This is a genomic window from Pseudomonas sp. CCI4.2, from assembly GCF_034350045.1.
GTDB lineage: Bacteria > Pseudomonadota > Gammaproteobacteria > Pseudomonadales > Pseudomonadaceae > Aquipseudomonas.
On record NZ_CP133781.1, the window covers coordinates 2,214,082 to 2,229,729 of the forward strand.

General features: G+C 55.2%; 14 protein-coding genes. 10 read left to right on the forward strand and 4 right to left on the reverse strand.

What is annotated here, in order from left to right:
- Window positions 1–24: 24 nt before the first annotated feature.
- On the reverse strand, window positions 25–303 hold the full coding sequence (gene rpsT / locus RHM65_RS10000) for a 30S ribosomal protein S20 (protein ID WP_322166129.1): 279 nt from the start codon (window positions 301–303) through the stop codon (window positions 25–27).
- A 249-nt stretch (window positions 304–552) separates the two neighbouring features.
- Between rpsT and murJ the strand changes: the two genes are divergently transcribed.
- The 6 genes from murJ to ispH all read left to right on the forward strand — a co-directional run bounded on the left by murJ (window position 553) and on the right by ispH (window position 8,003).
- Window positions 553–2,091: a murein biosynthesis integral membrane protein MurJ gene (murJ, locus tag RHM65_RS10005; protein WP_322166128.1), complete on the forward strand. Its 1,539-nt coding sequence runs from the start codon at window positions 553–555 to the stop codon at window positions 2,089–2,091.
- A 120-nt stretch (window positions 2,092–2,211) separates the two neighbouring features.
- Complete coding sequence (gene ribF, locus RHM65_RS10010) at window positions 2,212–3,138, forward strand: bifunctional riboflavin kinase/FAD synthetase (RefSeq protein WP_322166127.1); 927 nt, start codon at window positions 2,212–2,214, stop codon at window positions 3,136–3,138.
- A gap of 35 nt (window positions 3,139–3,173) precedes the next feature.
- A complete protein-coding gene (gene ileS, locus RHM65_RS10015; protein WP_322184853.1) occupies window positions 3,174–6,005 on the forward strand; it encodes an isoleucine--tRNA ligase in 2,832 nt (943 codons plus the stop codon).
- Window positions 5,998–6,498, forward strand: a complete 501-nt coding sequence (lspA, locus tag RHM65_RS10020) for a signal peptidase II (RefSeq protein ID WP_322166125.1) — start codon at window positions 5,998–6,000, stop codon at window positions 6,496–6,498. Before ileS ends, lspA begins: the two co-directional genes overlap by 8 nt.
- Window positions 6,491–6,958, forward strand: a complete 468-nt coding sequence (locus RHM65_RS10025) for a peptidylprolyl isomerase (RefSeq protein ID WP_322166124.1) — start codon at window positions 6,491–6,493, stop codon at window positions 6,956–6,958. The genes lspA and RHM65_RS10025 overlap by 8 nt, the downstream gene beginning before the upstream one ends.
- Before the next feature lie 97 nt (window positions 6,959–7,055).
- Window positions 7,056–8,003 (forward strand): 4-hydroxy-3-methylbut-2-enyl diphosphate reductase, encoded by a 948-nt coding sequence (gene ispH, locus RHM65_RS10030; RefSeq protein ID WP_322166123.1) that lies wholly within the window; start codon window positions 7,056–7,058, stop codon window positions 8,001–8,003.
- 6 nt (window positions 8,004–8,009) lie between these two features.
- On the opposite strand, the gene RHM65_RS10035 is transcribed toward ispH, so the two are convergent.
- Entirely contained in the window at window positions 8,010–8,504 is a 495-nt protein-coding gene (locus RHM65_RS10035) for a GspH/FimT family pseudopilin (protein WP_322184855.1), read from the reverse strand.
- A gap of 206 nt (window positions 8,505–8,710) precedes the next feature.
- Between RHM65_RS10035 and pilV the strand changes: the two genes are divergently transcribed.
- From pilV to RHM65_RS10055, 4 genes are all read left to right on the forward strand, one after another.
- The gene (pilV, locus tag RHM65_RS10040) at window positions 8,711–9,172 is read left to right on the forward strand and encodes a type IV pilus modification protein PilV (protein WP_322166121.1); all 462 of its coding nucleotides are present in this window, start codon (window positions 8,711–8,713) and stop codon (window positions 9,170–9,172) included.
- A complete protein-coding gene (locus tag RHM65_RS10045; RefSeq protein ID WP_322166120.1) occupies window positions 9,169–9,849 on the forward strand; it encodes a pilus assembly protein PilW in 681 nt (226 codons plus the stop codon). Before pilV ends, RHM65_RS10045 begins: the two co-directional genes overlap by 4 nt.
- 65 nt (window positions 9,850–9,914) lie before the next feature.
- On the forward strand, window positions 9,915–10,439 hold the full coding sequence (locus RHM65_RS10050; RefSeq protein WP_416195125.1) for a PilX N-terminal domain-containing pilus assembly protein: 525 nt from the start codon (window positions 9,915–9,917) through the stop codon (window positions 10,437–10,439).
- Entirely contained in the window at window positions 10,436–10,855 is a 420-nt protein-coding gene (locus RHM65_RS10055; RefSeq protein WP_322166118.1) for a type IV pilin protein, read from the forward strand. Before RHM65_RS10050 ends, RHM65_RS10055 begins: the two co-directional genes overlap by 4 nt.
- A 46-nt stretch (window positions 10,856–10,901) precedes the next feature.
- Here RHM65_RS10055 and RHM65_RS10060 read toward each other — a convergent pair whose 3' ends face one another.
- Together RHM65_RS10060 and RHM65_RS10065 are read right to left on the reverse strand one after the other, a co-directional pair.
- Window positions 10,902–11,309: a type IV pilin protein gene (locus RHM65_RS10060; RefSeq protein WP_322166117.1), complete on the reverse strand. Its 408-nt coding sequence runs from the start codon at window positions 11,307–11,309 to the stop codon at window positions 10,902–10,904.
- Between the two features lie 9 nt (window positions 11,310–11,318).
- Window positions 11,319–15,644 carry a pilus assembly protein gene (locus RHM65_RS10065; RefSeq protein ID WP_322184859.1) on the reverse strand — a complete coding sequence of 1,442 codons (4,326 nt, stop codon included), beginning with the start codon at window positions 15,642–15,644 and terminating at the stop codon, window positions 11,319–11,321.
- Between the last annotated feature and the right edge of the window lie 4 nt (window positions 15,645–15,648).

Consider the following 15,648-nt stretch of genomic DNA (forward strand, 5'->3'; position numbering starts at 1 on the left):
GTCGGTTTTTTAAAAGCTTATCGCTTAAGCAGCAACAGCAAGGTTCAGAGCCTTGACGTGACCGTTCAGGCGGCTCTTATGGCGAGCAGCTTTGTTCTTGTGGATGATGCCTTTATCGGCCATACGGTCGATGATTGGCACAGCCAGAACATAAGCAGCTTGCGCTTTTTCAGCGTCTTTTGCGTCAATGGCCTTAATTACATTCTTGATGTAAGTACGAACCATGGAACGCAGGCTGGCGTTGTGGCTGCGACGCTTCTCAGCCTGTTTTGCACGTTTTTTGGCGGAAGGTGTGTTGGCCACCGTCGAGCTCCTCGAAAGACTTGGGAATTAGCAAACAAAATAGGCCGCGAATCATGCCGACGAGTTGATGTCTTGTCAAGGGCAGATGATGCGTTCCGCTGAGTGGTGCTAATGCAACGCCGGGTTATTTATTTCCAGCGTGCGACCTGTAAACTCGCGGGGTTTGGCTCTGTGCTGCTGCGGCGCGGAGTATCGCATAAATGGACAGCCCAATGGCGGGTCCTTTAGCCAAGGCGCAAAACTCTTTCAATGAACCTACTCAGATCACTAGCTGCCGTCAGCTCTATTACGATGGTTTCCCGCGTTTTGGGCTTCGTGAGGGACACCATCATTGCGCGCACTTTTGGCGCAGGGATGGCGACGGATGCGTTTTTTATTGCGTTTAAACTGCCCAATCTGCTGCGTCGAATATTTGCCGAGGGCGCGTTCTCCCAGGCGTTCGTGCCGATTCTGGCTGAATATAAAAATCAAAAGGGCGAGGAGGCTGCGCGCACGCTGATCGCTTATGTCAGTGGTTTGCTAACGCTGGTATTGGCGGTTGTGACGTTAGTGGGGATCATCGCGGCACCCTGGGTGATTTGGATAACGGCCCCCGGTTTCGCCGATACGCCGGAAAAATTTGCCCTGACCACTGATCTGCTCCGGGTGACCTTTCCTTATATATTGCTCATTTCCTTGTCTTCGCTGGCCGGAGCGATCCTCAATACCTGGAATCGCTTCTCGGTGCCGGCGTTCGTGCCGACCCTGCTTAACCTCAGCATGATTGTGTTTGCGGTGTTCCTGACGCCGTATTTTCATCCGCCGGTCATGGTCCTCGGCTGGTCTGTATTGGTGGGGGGGTTGTTGCAGTTGCTGTATCAACTGCCGCACCTGAAGAAAATAGGCATGCTGGTCTTGCCGCGCCTGAATCTGCGGGACAGCGGCGTCTGGCGTGTCATGAAACAGATGCTACCGGCGATTCTCGGGGTCTCTGTCAGTCAGATTTCCTTGATCATCAACACCATCTTCGCTTCCTTCCTCGCAGCGGGTTCGGTCTCGTGGATGTATTACGCCGACCGCTTGATGGAGCTGCCTTCCGGGGTTCTCGGGGTAGCGCTGGGTACGATTCTGTTGCCTGTGCTGTCGAAAACCTATGCCAGCAAAGACCGCCATGAATATTCGCGGATTCTCGATTGGGGGCTGCGGCTGTGCTTCGTGTTGGTGTTGCCGTGCACCTTGGCGCTTGGCTTGCTGGCTGAGCCGCTGACAGTTTCGTTGTTTCAGTACGGTAAGTTTGATGCATTCGACGCGTCAATGACTCAGCGCGCATTGGTCGCGTATTCGGTGGGATTACTGGGAATCATCGTTATCAAGGTGTTGGCGCCAGGGTTTTATGCGCAACAAAATATCCGTACCCCGGTGAAAATCGCTGTCTTCACCCTCATTGTTACTCAACTGCTCAACCTGGCCTTCATTGGCCCGCTGCACCATGCCGGTCTGGCGTTGGCGATCAGCGTCGGGGCGTGCATCAACGCCGGTCTGCTTTTTTACCAACTGCGTAAGCAGGATTTATTTCAGCCACAGCCCGGTTGGACGGCTTTTTTATCCAAGTTGATCGTCGCGGTGTTGGTCATGTCTGGTGTGTTGCTGGGGCTGATGCACTTGATGCCGGCGTGGGACCAAGGCGGCATGCTGGAGCGACTGCTTCGCTTGGGCGCACTGGTGGCGGCGGGTGTGGTGACGTATTTCGGTGTGCTGCTGCTGTTGGGCTTTCGTTTGAAGGACTTTGCTCGCAAGGCGATTATGTAAGCAAGATTCGTCGATTTTTCGCGTCCCAAGGCCATTGCATATGTTTTGCCTGGGACTGTTGCCTGTCGTACCGGGCCTGGTGTGGTTATAATCGGCCACTTTATGAGCAAGAAGCGCGTTATGCAGCTGGTTCGAGGCCTCCAAAATCTGCACCCCCAGCATCGGGGCTGTGTCGCCACTATTGGCAACTTTGACGGTGTTCACCGTGGTCACCAGGCTATCCTGGCGCGACTGCGTGAACGCGCCGTCGAGTTGGGCCTGCCCAGCTGTGTAGTGATTTTTGAACCGCAGCCGCGCGAGTTCTTCGCCCCCGAAACGGCGCCGGCACGCTTGACTCGCCTGCGTGACAAACTCGAATTGTTGGCGAAGGAGGGCGTTGATCTGGTGCTGTGCCTGGCCTTTAATCAACGCTTGAGAAAACTCAGTGCTGCCGAGTTTGTTAACACCATTCTGGTTGACGGCCTTGGCGTGAAGCATCTGGAAGTGGGTGACGATTTCCGTTTCGGCTGCGACCGGCTGGGTGATTTCGACTTTCTACAACAAGCAGGCGCGACCCAGGGTTTCACTGTGGAAGCGGCGCAGACGGTAGAAATTGATGGCGTTCGGGTCAGCAGCACGAAAGTTCGAGACGCCCTGGCCGCTGCAGATTTTGCATGGGCCGAGCGCTTGTTAGGCCGGCCGTTCCGAATTACCGGGCGCGTCTTGCATGGTCAGAAACTGGCCCGGCAGTTGGGAGCGCCCACCGCCAACGTACAACTCAAGCGTCGTCGCGTGCCGTTTACCGGGGTGTACCTAGTGAGCACGGAGATTGACGGCAAGACCTGGCCGGGGGTCGCCAATATTGGCGTGCGTCCAACCGTTGCCGGTGACGGCAATGCCCACTTGGAAATACATATTCTGGACTTTACCGGCGATCTCTATGACCGGCGTTTGACGGTGGCTTTCCACCAAAAGCTGCGTGATGAGCAGCGATTTGCCTCTCTGGAGGCGCTGAAGACGGCGATCAATGCGGATGTCGCCACCGCACGTGCCCATTGGCGCAAGTAACATCTGTAGCGCTAATCGCTAATTAAGAGCCTTAAATGACCGACTATAAAGCCACGCTAAACCTTCCGGACACCGCCTTCCCAATGAAGGCCGGCCTGCCACAGCGCGAGCCGCAAATTCTGCAGCGCTGGGACAGCATTGGCCTGTACCAGAAGCTGCGTGAGATTGGCAAAGATCGTCCAAAGTTCTTGCTGCACGACGGTCCTCCGTATGCCAACGGCAATATTCACATCGGTCACGCCGTTAACAAGATTCTCAAGGACATGATCATCCGTTCGAAAACCCTTTCGGGTTTCGACGCACCTTATGTTCCTGGCTGGGACTGCCACGGTCTGCCGATCGAACACAAAATCGAAGTCACCCATGGCAAGAACCTGCCTGCGGACAAGACTCGTGAACTGAGCCGTGCCTACGCTGCCGAGCAGATTGAAGGCCAGAAAGCGGAATTCATCCGTTTGGGTGTCTTGGGCGACTGGAACAACCCTTATCGCACCATGGACTTCGCCAATGAAGCCGGAGAAATCCGCGCCTTGGCTGAAATGGTCAAGGGCGGTTTCGTGTTCAAGGGCCTCAAGCCTGTGAACTGGTGCTTCGACTGCGGTTCGGCCCTGGCTGAAGCGGAAGTTGAATATCAGGACAAAAAGTCTTCCACTATCGACGTCGCGTTCCCCATCGCTGATGAAGCCAAGCTTGCCGCTGCGTTCGGTCTGCCAACGCTGGCCAAGCCGACCTCCATCGTGATCTGGACCACCACCCCGTGGACCATTCCGGCTAACCAGGCGCTGAACGTCCATCCAGAGTTCACCTACGCGTTGGTTGATGTGGGTGACAAATACCTGGTGCTGGCTGAAGAGCTGGTCGAGGCCTGCCTTGCCCGTTACAACCTGCAAGGTTCGGTGGTCGCTACCACCACCGGCGCACAGCTGGAACTGATTAATTTCCGCCATCCGTTCTATGACCGCCTGTCGCCGGTGTACCTGGCTGACTACGTCGAATTGAGCGCTGGTACCGGTGTGGTTCACTGCTCGCCGGCGTATGGTGTCGACGACTTTGTAATCAGCAAAAGTTACGGGCTGACCAACGACGACATCCTCAGCCCAGTGCAAAGCAACGGGGTGTATGTCGATTCGCTGGAGTTCTTCGGTGGCCAGTTCATCTTCAAGGCCAACCAGAACATCATCGACAAGTTGGCTGAAGTCGGCGCCCTGTTGGACACCGCAGTCATCACCCACAGCTACATGCACTGCTGGCGCCACAAAACCCCGCTGATCTACCGCGCCACAGCGCAGTGGTTTGTGGGTATGGACAAACAGCCGACCACGGGCGACACCTTGCGCAAACGCGCAATCAAAGCCATCGAAGACACCGCCTTCGTTCCGGCCTGGGGTCAGGCGCGTTTGCACTCGATGATCGTCAACCGTCCAGACTGGTGCATTTCCCGTCAGCGCAACTGGGGCGTGCCGATCCCGTTCTTCCTGCACAAGGAAAGCGGCGAGCTGCACCCACGCACGGTCGAGCTGATGGAAGAAGTCGCGCTGCGTGTTGAGAAAGAAGGCATCGAAGCCTGGTTCAAGATGGACGCGTCCGAGTTGCTGGGCGATGAAGCGCCGAAATACGACAAGATTTCCGACACGCTGGACGTTTGGTTCGACTCAGGTACCACGCACTGGCATGTTCTGCGTGGTTCCCATCCGATGGGCCACGAAAGCGGCCCTCGGGCTGACCTGTACCTGGAAGGCTCGGACCAACACCGGGGCTGGTTCCACTCCTCGTTGCTGACCGGTTGCATGCTCGACAACCACGCGCCGTACCGCGAACTGCTGACCCACGGGTTCGTGGTCGACGAGAACGGTCGTAAGATGTCGAAATCGCTCAACAACGTCGTCGCGCCGCAAAAGGTCAACGACTCTTTGGGCGCCGACATCATGCGTCTTTGGGTTTCGGCCACCGATTACTCGGGCGAAATGGCGGTTTCTGACCAGATTCTGCAGCGTAGCGCGGACGCCTACCGGCGGATTCGCAACACTGCACGCTTCCTGCTTTCGAACCTGACCGGTTTCAACCCGGCCACCGACATCTTGCCTGCCGAAGAAATGTTGGCGCTGGACCGTTGGGCGGTGGATCGCGCCTTGCTGCTGCAACGTGAGCTGCAAGAGCACTACGGCGAATACCGCTTTTGGAACGTGTATTCCAAGGTGCACAATTTCTGCGTGCAGGAGTTGGGCGGTTTTTACCTTGATATCATCAAGGACCGTCAATACACCACGGCCGCCGACAGCACCGCGCGTCGCTCATGCCAGACGGCGCTGTTCCACATTTCCGAAGCGCTGGTGCGTTGGATAGCTCCGATCCTTGCCTTCACCGCTGACGAGCTGTGGCAGTACCTGCCAGGCGAACGCAACGAATCGGTGATGCTCAATACCTGGTACGAAGGTCTCAGCGAATTGCCAGAAGGCTTTGAGCTTGATCGCGCCTACTGGGAGCGGGTCATGGCGGTGAAAGTTGCGGTCAACAAAGAGATGGAAAACCTGCGTGCAGCCAAAGCCATCGGCGGCAACCTGCAAGCAGAAGTAACCTTGTACGCTGAAGATTCGCTGGTCGCTGACCTGTCGAAGCTGAGCAACGAATTGCGTTTCGTGCTGATCACCTCCACCGCTACCGTTGCGCCATTCATCGATGCGCCAGCCGACGCGGTTGTTACCGAAGTCGCTGGGCTGAAACTGAAAGTGGTCAAGTCGGGTCATCCGAAGTGCGCCCGTTGCTGGCACCACCGTGAAGACGTCGGGGTTGATCCTGAGCACCCGGAAATCTGTGGTCGTTGTGTCGATAACATCAGTGGCAAAGGCGAGGTGCGTCACTATGCCTAACGCAGGCCGCTTGAGCTGGCTCTGGTTGAGCGTGTTGGTGTTGGTCATTGACCAGATCAGCAAGTTCTACTTTGAGCACGGGCTGACGCTTTATCAGCAAATCATCGTCATTCCGAACTATTTCAGTTGGACCCTGGCCTATAACACCGGGGCGGCATTCAGCTTCCTCGCCGACAGCTCCGGCTGGCAGCGTTGGTTGTTCGCCTTGATCGCGGTAGTGGTCAGCGCGGTGCTGGTGGTGTGGTTGAAACGTCTTGGCCGGGGTGAAACCTGGCTGGCCGTTGCATTGGCGCTGGTTTTGGGGGGCGCCTTGGGCAACCTTTATGACCGTATCGTGCTGGGTCATGTTATCGACTTTATTCTGGTGCACTGGCAGAACCGCTGGTATTTCCCAGCGTTCAACTTTGCCGATAGCGCGATTACGGTAGGCGCAATTATGTTGGCGCTGGACATGTTCAAAAGTAAAAAATCTGGAGAACCCGTTCATGACTGAACAGTCGTTGGCCCAAGGCTCGTCGAACGAGCAACGCATCGGCCAGAACACGGAAGTCACCTTGCATTTCGCTTTGCGCCTGGAAAATGGCGACACCGTCGACAGCACGTTTGAAAAAGCGCCGGCCACCTTCAAGGTCGGCGACGGCAGCCTGTTACCAGGTTTCGAACTGGCGATATTCGGCTTCAAAGCGGGTGACAAGCGCACTGTTGAAGTGTTGCCGGAAAACGCGTTCGGTCAGCCGAACCCGCAAAACGTCCAGGTCATTGCGCGCTCGCAGTTTGAGGGCATGGATTTGTCTGACGGCTTGTTGGTTATCTTCAACGACGCCGCCAACACTGAACTGCCGGGCATCGTCAAAGCGTTTGATGATGCTCAAGTGACCATCGACTTCAATCACCCGCTGGCCGGCAAGACACTAAGCTTCGAAGTGGAAATCTTCGAGGTCAAGGCGCTCTGAGTGTTCCGGGCCCTAATGATTGGCCTGGCCCTGTTTAACCAGGTTCAGGCCGAGCATGATGTCCTGTCACCCCAGCGTGTAGATAACGAGGCGCCCCATGCAAATCAAACTCGCTAACCCCCGTGGTTTCTGTGCTGGAGTGGACCGGGCGATCGAGATCGTCAATCGTGCCCTGGAAGTCTTTGGCCCGCCGATCTACGTGCGCCATGAAGTGGTACACAACAAATTTGTCGTCGAAGACCTCCGTGCCCGTGGCGCGATCTTCGTCGAAGAGCTTGATCAGGTACCTGACGACGTCATCGTGATTTTCAGCGCCCATGGCGTGTCTCAGGCGGTGCGCACTGAAGCCACCGGCCGTGGCCTGAAAGTGTTCGACGCCACTTGTCCGTTGGTGACCAAGGTTCACATCGAAGTTGCACGCTATAGCCGTGATGGCCGTGAGTGCGTTCTTATTGGCCATGAAGGCCATCCAGAAGTCGAAGGCACCATGGGCCAGTACGATGGCAGCAATGGCGGCGCGATTTATCTGGTGGAAGACGAAGAAGATGTCGCCAATCTTCAAGTGAACAACCCTGAAAGCCTGGCGTTTGTTACCCAGACTACGTTGTCCATGGATGACACGGGTCGGGTGATCGACGCCCTGCGCAAGCGCTTCCCGAGCATCGGCGGCCCGCGTAAAGACGACATCTGTTACGCCACGCAAAACCGCCAGGATGCGGTCAAGCAATTGGCCAGCGAGTGTGATGTGGTGTTGGTCGTTGGTAGTCCGAACAGCTCAAACTCTAACCGTTTGCGCGAATTGGCAGAGCGCTTGTCGACACCAGCCTACTTGATCGACGGCGCCGAAGACCTGCAACGCAGCTGGTTTGACGGGGTGGAGCGGATCGGTATCACCGCAGGCGCCTCGGCCCCCGAAGTACTGGTGCGCGGCGTGATTCAGCAACTGCAAGCCTGGGGCGCGACCGGCGCTGATGAGTTGGCAGGGCGTGCAGAACACATCACCTTTTCGATGCCCAAAGAGTTACGGGTCAAATCGTTGTTGTGAGATCGATTAGCGGCATGGTCGCGGATGGGCTTGGTCGCTCTCCAATCGAACCCTGCCGCTGGCCGCAACCACGATCTGATAATGACTGATGGGCTTCTGTGTGTCGCAGACCAGCAATGTCCCGTTGCTGGTCAGGGCAGAACCTAAGCCATTGAACCGCACATAGGGTTTTCCTCGGAAATTACCGGTAATCGGTACTTTTCCGCCGCTGGCGTGCTCGCGCAATACTTCGCTGTACTCCCCACCCGCAGCTTTGTGCTCGAGCATAATCCGCCAGCCAACGCTCCAGTTGTCATCTATCGCATGAACCAAAACCGGTGTGTTGCGCAGGATCGCCTCGGTGCGCGCAGATCGAAGCGCACTGGTTAGTTGGTTAGCGACCTCCGTGCGCCGCTGAGACTCAACCAATTGCCCAAACCCCGGAACCGCCAGTTGCGCGGCGACGGCGATCAATGCCAAACCGGCCATCAATTGAATAAGACCCACACCTGTTTGCTTCATGCTCGGCGTCCTTGCGTGTCCATCAGGTTCGCTAGAAAACACCTGATTCGCTCTGGTTCCTAGCCCTTGGCTCGCTTGAATTGTCAGCCACTGTGTCGACGGAACGAACAGCTAAAGAGTTACAAATCAGGCCACACATCCGCACCCCGATTGCCGTTTTATCGACTTCACTGGTCGGACGAATTGGTTTTGGAGGGAGCCTACTGATGCGTGAGGGAAACGACTATGTTCAAACCGGAATGACGCTGATCGAGGTGCTGATTGCTCTGCTGATTCTCGCCATCGGTTTGCTGGGCGCGGCGGCGTTACAGCTCAATGCGTTGAAGTACACCGACAGCGCGATGCTCCACAGCCACGCCAGCTTCGTCGCCCACGACATGATGGAACGCATCCGCGCCAACCCGGATGTGGATTACACCCTGGCTTCGCTAGCGTCTGCGCCCCCAGTAGGCAATCTCGCGATGCCGCGCGACCAGGACCTGTTTGACTTCGCCACCAGCATCAATGCTTTCGCTGGCAACGATGCCGATGCCAGCATCGCGGTGATCGGGCGGGCCGTGGAAATCACGATCACCTGGAACGACTCCAGAGCCGCCAATGTACTCAACGAGCTGCAGACATTCAGGCTGAGCAGCCGCGTCGCGGTTGATGTAGGGGCGCGTCCATGAAGCAGGCGTCCGAGGGCTTCGGCCTGATCGAAATTATGCTGGCGATGACCCTAGGACTGGTTATTACCCTTGGCCTGACTCAGTTGTTCATCGGCGCCAAAAATACCTACATCAGCCAAAACGCCTCGGCATTCATGCAAGAAGATGCGCGATTTCTACTGAGCAAAATGCTTCAGGAAATTCGCATGGTGGGCATGTTTGGTTGCCTGCAGACGATAGATGATTCCGGCAGAGGCTTTTCTGCAGCACGGCAAACGCCGATCCGCTGGAACAACGCCAAACACACCTTGACCTTGGTGACCGCTGATGTCGGCACCACCGGCGGTAAAGCCGACTGGGTCGTATTATCCGACTGTGAGTCCTCCGCCACCGCTTATGCCGGAGACCGTGAGCCAGGCCCCGGCCAATTGAAATTCCCGATCCGCCAAATCACCTACGCCTACGACCGTCGCGGCGGTGAAATCAGCGGACTGATCAAAAACGTCAGCGCGTTCTCGGTGTTGTTTGGCGTGGCCAATACGGTTGAAGACACACCGGTTTCACGCTACGCCGCCAACCCTGCCGATCCCAGACTAATTAGAAGCGTTCGTCTGAGTCTTACCCTGAGCGATCCAGCCAAGCGGGTTGAAGACCAGACGTTCACAGTCGTCGCCGCACTGCGAAACAGGCTCGGATAGGTGAGAAGCAACAACACAATCCCTGTAGTAGCCAACATGTGCCGTTGAAATACTCGTATTTATTAATGAGTGAAGTCTTCATGAATATCCACAGCCAACACGGAATGGTGTTGTTAGTCAGCTTGGTGTTTCTGCTGTTGATTAGCCTGATCGGCGTTTCATCCCTGCAAAACGCCGCCCTTCAGGAAAAAATGGCCGGGAGCGTAAAGCTACGTGATCAGTCATTTCAAGCAGCAGAAGCGGCGTTGCGAATCGGCGAATCGGCGGTGCAACAACCGGGTTACTCGCTGGCGCGCTGCATAGCCGTCACCACCTGCGCGCCTCCGCCTGAGGCGTTCGACATTACTGCACCCGGATCGAACCCGACTTCCGGCGTGACTTGGAGAGCTGTAAATGGAGGGTTCTACGCCGTGCAAAACTTCGCCGAAACAACTGAACCGGTAAACGTACCACTGCCAGCAGAAGGGAAGGAGCCGAAAGTATGGACCTTGTATCGAATAACCGGCGTGGGCATCCAAGGCAACTCCAGAACAGTGTTGGAAAGCGTCTACGTGTTCGGGCGCCGCATTATGTGGCGGCAAATACAGTGAGTCGCCAATGCGGCTTAACCCTGATCGAAATGATGATTGTCATCGCAATAGTCGGCATCCTCGCCGCCGTCGCTTATCCCAGCTACACCGAGTACTTGAAACGGGCTCACCGCTCGGAGATCGCTGGGTTGCTGACCGACACGGCGCAACAGCTGGAACGGTTTTATTCACGCAATGGGCAGTATTCGGATGTTACGGGGCCGCCTGCTGTGGGGTTGGAGATTACGCAGGGAAATCGGGTGTATACCGTGGCGGCGGAGCGGGGGATTCAGTCATTTACGCTGACTGCGATGCCTATTGCGACGGGGGTGATGAGTGGGGATAAGTGTGGGGGGTTTTTGATGGATAACGTGGGTAAACGCGACAACTTAAACTTGGCCGGTGGAGCTACGTCCACACTGTGCTGGGGCCGTTAACCCGTTCAAAAGCGCAGCGGAAGGCTGGGCTTTTGAACTGGAAAATCTATTGCCAGCAGCTCGCAGTAACCGGTGATTTGACACCCGTTTGATCAGTGCTCAATGTCCCGCAGCTATCACTTGACTGCGCACCTTGTGGAACGACCTGAAGAGAATAGGTCGTGGCGCCTGGGATACCGTTAAAGCTGATGATATATTTTCCGCTTGGGGATGTGGCATTGGTAATGCCTATGGCGGCCAAATTAGACGCCGAATAATTGCTGTTTTGAGCATAGTAGCGCTCCATCCGAGCGACCCCGTCAGCCAGCTGTGCAATCCCTTCCGAGCGATAACCATGCAGTGCATGCGCGGTATAGCTCGGGTAGGCAATCGCAGCAAGGATGCCAATGATTGCCACGGTGATCATCAATTCTATCAGCGTAAAACCGTGCTGGCCTTTCGTGTCATTGCGCATGCTTAGTTCCTAAGGCGAGGGGATAACGCGCCAAGTTTGGCGGCCATTATAAAATGTTCCGCCGTTATAGTTAGTGCCAATGCCACCGCCACTATTAAAAAGTGTCCCGGTGAGCGATCCATTGTTTGCGCCAGAAGTCACGGTAAAACCACCTGCGCCAGTACTGAAAGCACTGACAACGGTTGAATTGTATTTGTCGGTGCTGGTAATGGTTCCATTTTGGGAAAGGTTGAATACCGTAAAGTTGGTTCGGCCGCCGGTCGTTGGATCCAGGCCATAGGTCCATCCGATTAGACCCGGTGAACAAATATCAGTGCTGGGTGTACGTGTAGAGGCAAGCAGTACACTGCCAGAAATGATCAGCGGATCAACTATCCGCTCGCCCAGTAAGGAGCTGCTGGCGGTCAGATCCAGATACCAGCCAAATTTTGTCGTCCAATCCACGGTGTTATTACTGATAATCCGAATAGCCGTTGTGATGCCGTTAAATGTAGCACTGTTATCCTGCGTCGTAATCGTTTGGGCTTGTAGACTGGCCCGCGCAAGGTTAGGGGTGCTCGCGGTACTCGGTTGTTTATCCCAAATGCCATATAACGTCTGGAGATCTGTATTGGCCTTGTCTGCGGTCGTGAAATAGCGGCCGGTCCCGAAGATCACCAGAGTGCCCACTCCGCTTGGGTGAGCCACGACCACTGGGGGGGCTGTAATGGATTGAACTGCTGAACCCGCTGTGTCGCTCACCGTCGCCTTATAAAGGGGGGTGGTGCCACCAAAGGAAATGGCGAAGCTACTAGAGCTGCTGCCAAGAAAGTCGAATCGCCATAGATTACCGAGCAGATCGCCGGCGTATACATAGTCAGCGATGCCGTCGGAGTTCGAGTCCAATATCACCGGTGACGACAGGCCATTGTTACCGCCGATGGGTGTCTTTATTTCGGTCACGAGGCCGGTGCCAACGTCGATAACGAATAGCGCTGCCACGCCATTGTTGCCGCTGTAACCATTGCCTACGACGACGCCCCAGTTTCCTGAATTCAGCCTGGCAATGACCGGCGTAGAGAAGCTGTAGCCCAAATCGGAATTCGCTTGGGAGGTGAACTCCCAAAGCAGGGTGATGTTGTCCGGATCGGTGACGTCCAAGGCGAATATCTCACGCCCGCCGCCGCCCAGCGTACCGATCAAAACGGTGTGCCACGCTCCGCTGAAGTAGACGTCTGAAGTAACCGGTGTGCCGTTAACAAAATATCGATGCAGCGAGGGGTCTGAATTATAGGTGCTGGCACTTAACTTGCTGAGGTTGGGGATCACGGCGGTTGGGATGAAGGCAAACTTTTCGACACCGGTAGTGGTGTCGAATGCGTGCAACATACCGTCGTTGGCGCCCACATATACTTGACCGCGGCGGGTGGTTTGGGTGGTTTTGAACGTCGAGTAGGCACCCACTGGCCCACTCAAGGTTTCTGCAACCGAGGGAACGAAGTTGGCGGTGCTGACGATCACAGGTGCAGAGTCTACGATGTCGCCTATCAATGAGGCTCGTTTGCGATAGGTCGATATCTCATTGCTGGTGTCGCCACGAATGAAGTCGACTTGTGCTGAGGTCAACGTGCCCATCGGGAGATTAGCAAAGGAGAAGCTCTGCAGGGCTGTACCGGTCGAGTTAGCCATTTTGATCTGTCTCGAGCCCCACGGCGGCACTTGTTGGCTGGCCACCCAGTTGATCGCCGAACTCGTCGTAATACTTGTTCCCACCGTCGTGGTCGTAAAGGTTGTTTTGGTCAGGTCTCCACTCCAGTAGGCGACGTTCATGCTGTTCACGTAAGTGGAATTAGAGCTGCTGGTGCCTAGTGTATGCAATACTGCCGGTGCGCTGACTGAACTATTTGTTTGCAAAATTTGATTAAAGGCTTTGGACAGTTGAGCTTTTAACGTAGAGGCGTTGGTGACCAAAAAGTAGTTGTTAGGTGTCTTAGCCGTGTTCGAGTCCCACTGTCCAGAGACTGGCAAGCTGCTGGACGTATTGGTCGAGTTACCGAATCCGCCCCACTTGGCGGCGTACCAGAGTGGATTTTGCAGGTTGGTGACAGCGCTCGTCGATGACGCGGAGAAGTTGCGTGTATGGCTAGTGCTCGCGATACCGTTGATTGTTACGGGGACGCTGTTAGTCAGCATGCCGGGTAATTGGCTGGTTGTACCCGTGCACGGGCATTGGCCGGGTAAATTCGTTCCAGGCGTGTCCAGCGCGTAGTTGTTTGTAGTGGTTGAGCCCCCTCCACCCCTTACTTCCATGTAGATGCCATCATGCGTAGTACCAGAGATGGTATAACCCATGTGCGATTCGTAGCCCGCAGCCGAGTAAGTTGTCTGCAGCGTAACATCCAGCGTCCCGAGTGCATTGACCGCTACCGTATAAAGCACGATGGCGTCCATATCAAAGTCGCAACCTTGGGTGCAATCGTCGTACACAACCCGGAAAACAGCTTGTGCCCGGCCTCCGTTCACGGTTGTGTCGAAGGGTTGGCCAGGCATGTTATAGAGCGAATCTATGTAGAAACCACTGAAGCGTTCAGTCGCGAAGTTGGGGGCGGTGCTGACAACTTTACCAAAAGGTACTAGCGTAATGATGCCGCTGCCGAGGGGTATTTGAATCCGCGGTAACGTCGAGGAGAGGGCAATAGAAAACGTTTGAACTTTTTGATTGCCAATCGATGTGATGGGATTGGTGTTAGCATAATAAGCAACTGCTGCTGCATCATAAGTCCCCTGTCTCGTAGGTTCATCCGGAAGCCCACGTATGCTACCGAAGCTTGATGCGGTCTTGGCGGTAGGCGCGGAATCGTTAAGAGTCGGCACTTCACCGATATTGATACTTGCGCTACCCCCTATCTCGTTGTTCCATATGGTGCTGCCCAAGGTTGAAACGTTCAGCGACGTTAAGGCAGTGGTCGCCGTCGGAAGACCGGTGGTAGCAAAGCTGCTACCAGGGAGGTCCGAGTCATAACTTGGGTTTACGTCGCTGAATAAGGTCTCAAACGGTTTGGAACAGCTAGGGTAAGTAGGGGGGGTAGCATTCGCGTCCGGTGTACTAGAGTAAGGGTTTGTCCAACTGCTCAACCCGCTAAGACCGAGTGCCGTATCAGCTGCACCGGAAAGATAGCCATTGGTGGGAGTTACAGTGCCACTAAAGTAGCGCATTGTTTCATACATCATTTCTGCCAGTGGATTTCCCGCGTTTGGGCAGGTTGAGTTTAGCGGGATGGTGATAGAGGGGCACGTGAGAGGGCTTAATATTAAGCCGTCGAGTGTCCCGATGATGGCACCTTTAGTATAGGTTGAGCCCGTTTGGGTCCCGAAAATACCAGTGGAGGAATCAATTTCGCTGGCAAAGCTGCCCATAGCCTTGCGCAGGGCTCCGCCTTGTAGATTGTTCGTGTAAGTGCCGGTCATCAGACCAAAGTACATCTGATTGCCCTCACCGTAATCATGAAGGATGCCAGTGGGCTTGTATTGGCCATTCGGATACAGCTTGCAATTTGTTTCCAAAAAGCCGGTTTTACAGGCCTCTACCCTGACGGCAAAGTCAACGGGGGCGACAGTAATATCGACGAGGCTTGTGTTGGTGGCGGTGGTTCCGCCCTCAACAACTTCCCGGGAAACCCAGCCAAATATACGGACGTTGGCAATATTTGGAAGCACCCTTAGCAGTGGAGGGTACTGGGCTTCAACGGTGCCTTGGCTGTTGTTTGCAAAAAGTGTGTAGTTGCCGGAAGAGGGGTTCGAATAAGGTGTGTAGTCGGAGAGATTGTAGCCATCTACTGTCAGGCTATTATATTCCTTGCCCCAGGTTTGGGCGTTCGTGGATATATAGGCCCTGGACAGGATGGTTTGTGTTGCGGTGTCGACATAGCGATAGCCGCCATACAGTACTTTTCGTAACGCGTCGGCCCTGGAAGTGGTCAGGTAATTGAGGTAGTCGCCGCTCCAGTTACCACTGCATTTTTTAGTGACGGTAATCGATGTTGGAGAAAAATAACTACCCCCATAGGTGTAGCATTTTCCCGAATCGAAATAACCCAAGTAGGTGATTGACGGTTTGTAGCGGATGTCGATAGACCCATCACCGTCCAGATCGGAGGCATCGTTATAGGCCGGAAAAAAAAGCTTGTTGTCGCGTTCTACCAGCAGCATGTTTAACGGCGGAACGGCGGCGTTCACGAAGTTTGGCAACTGCGCGGGGACTTGGCTGATGGTGGCCGCTTCTGTCGTTGAGCCGTTAAAAATAAGCAAACCGGTCAGTGCGATGAAAATACTGTGAATTTTTTTTAAGCAAGTCATGGGT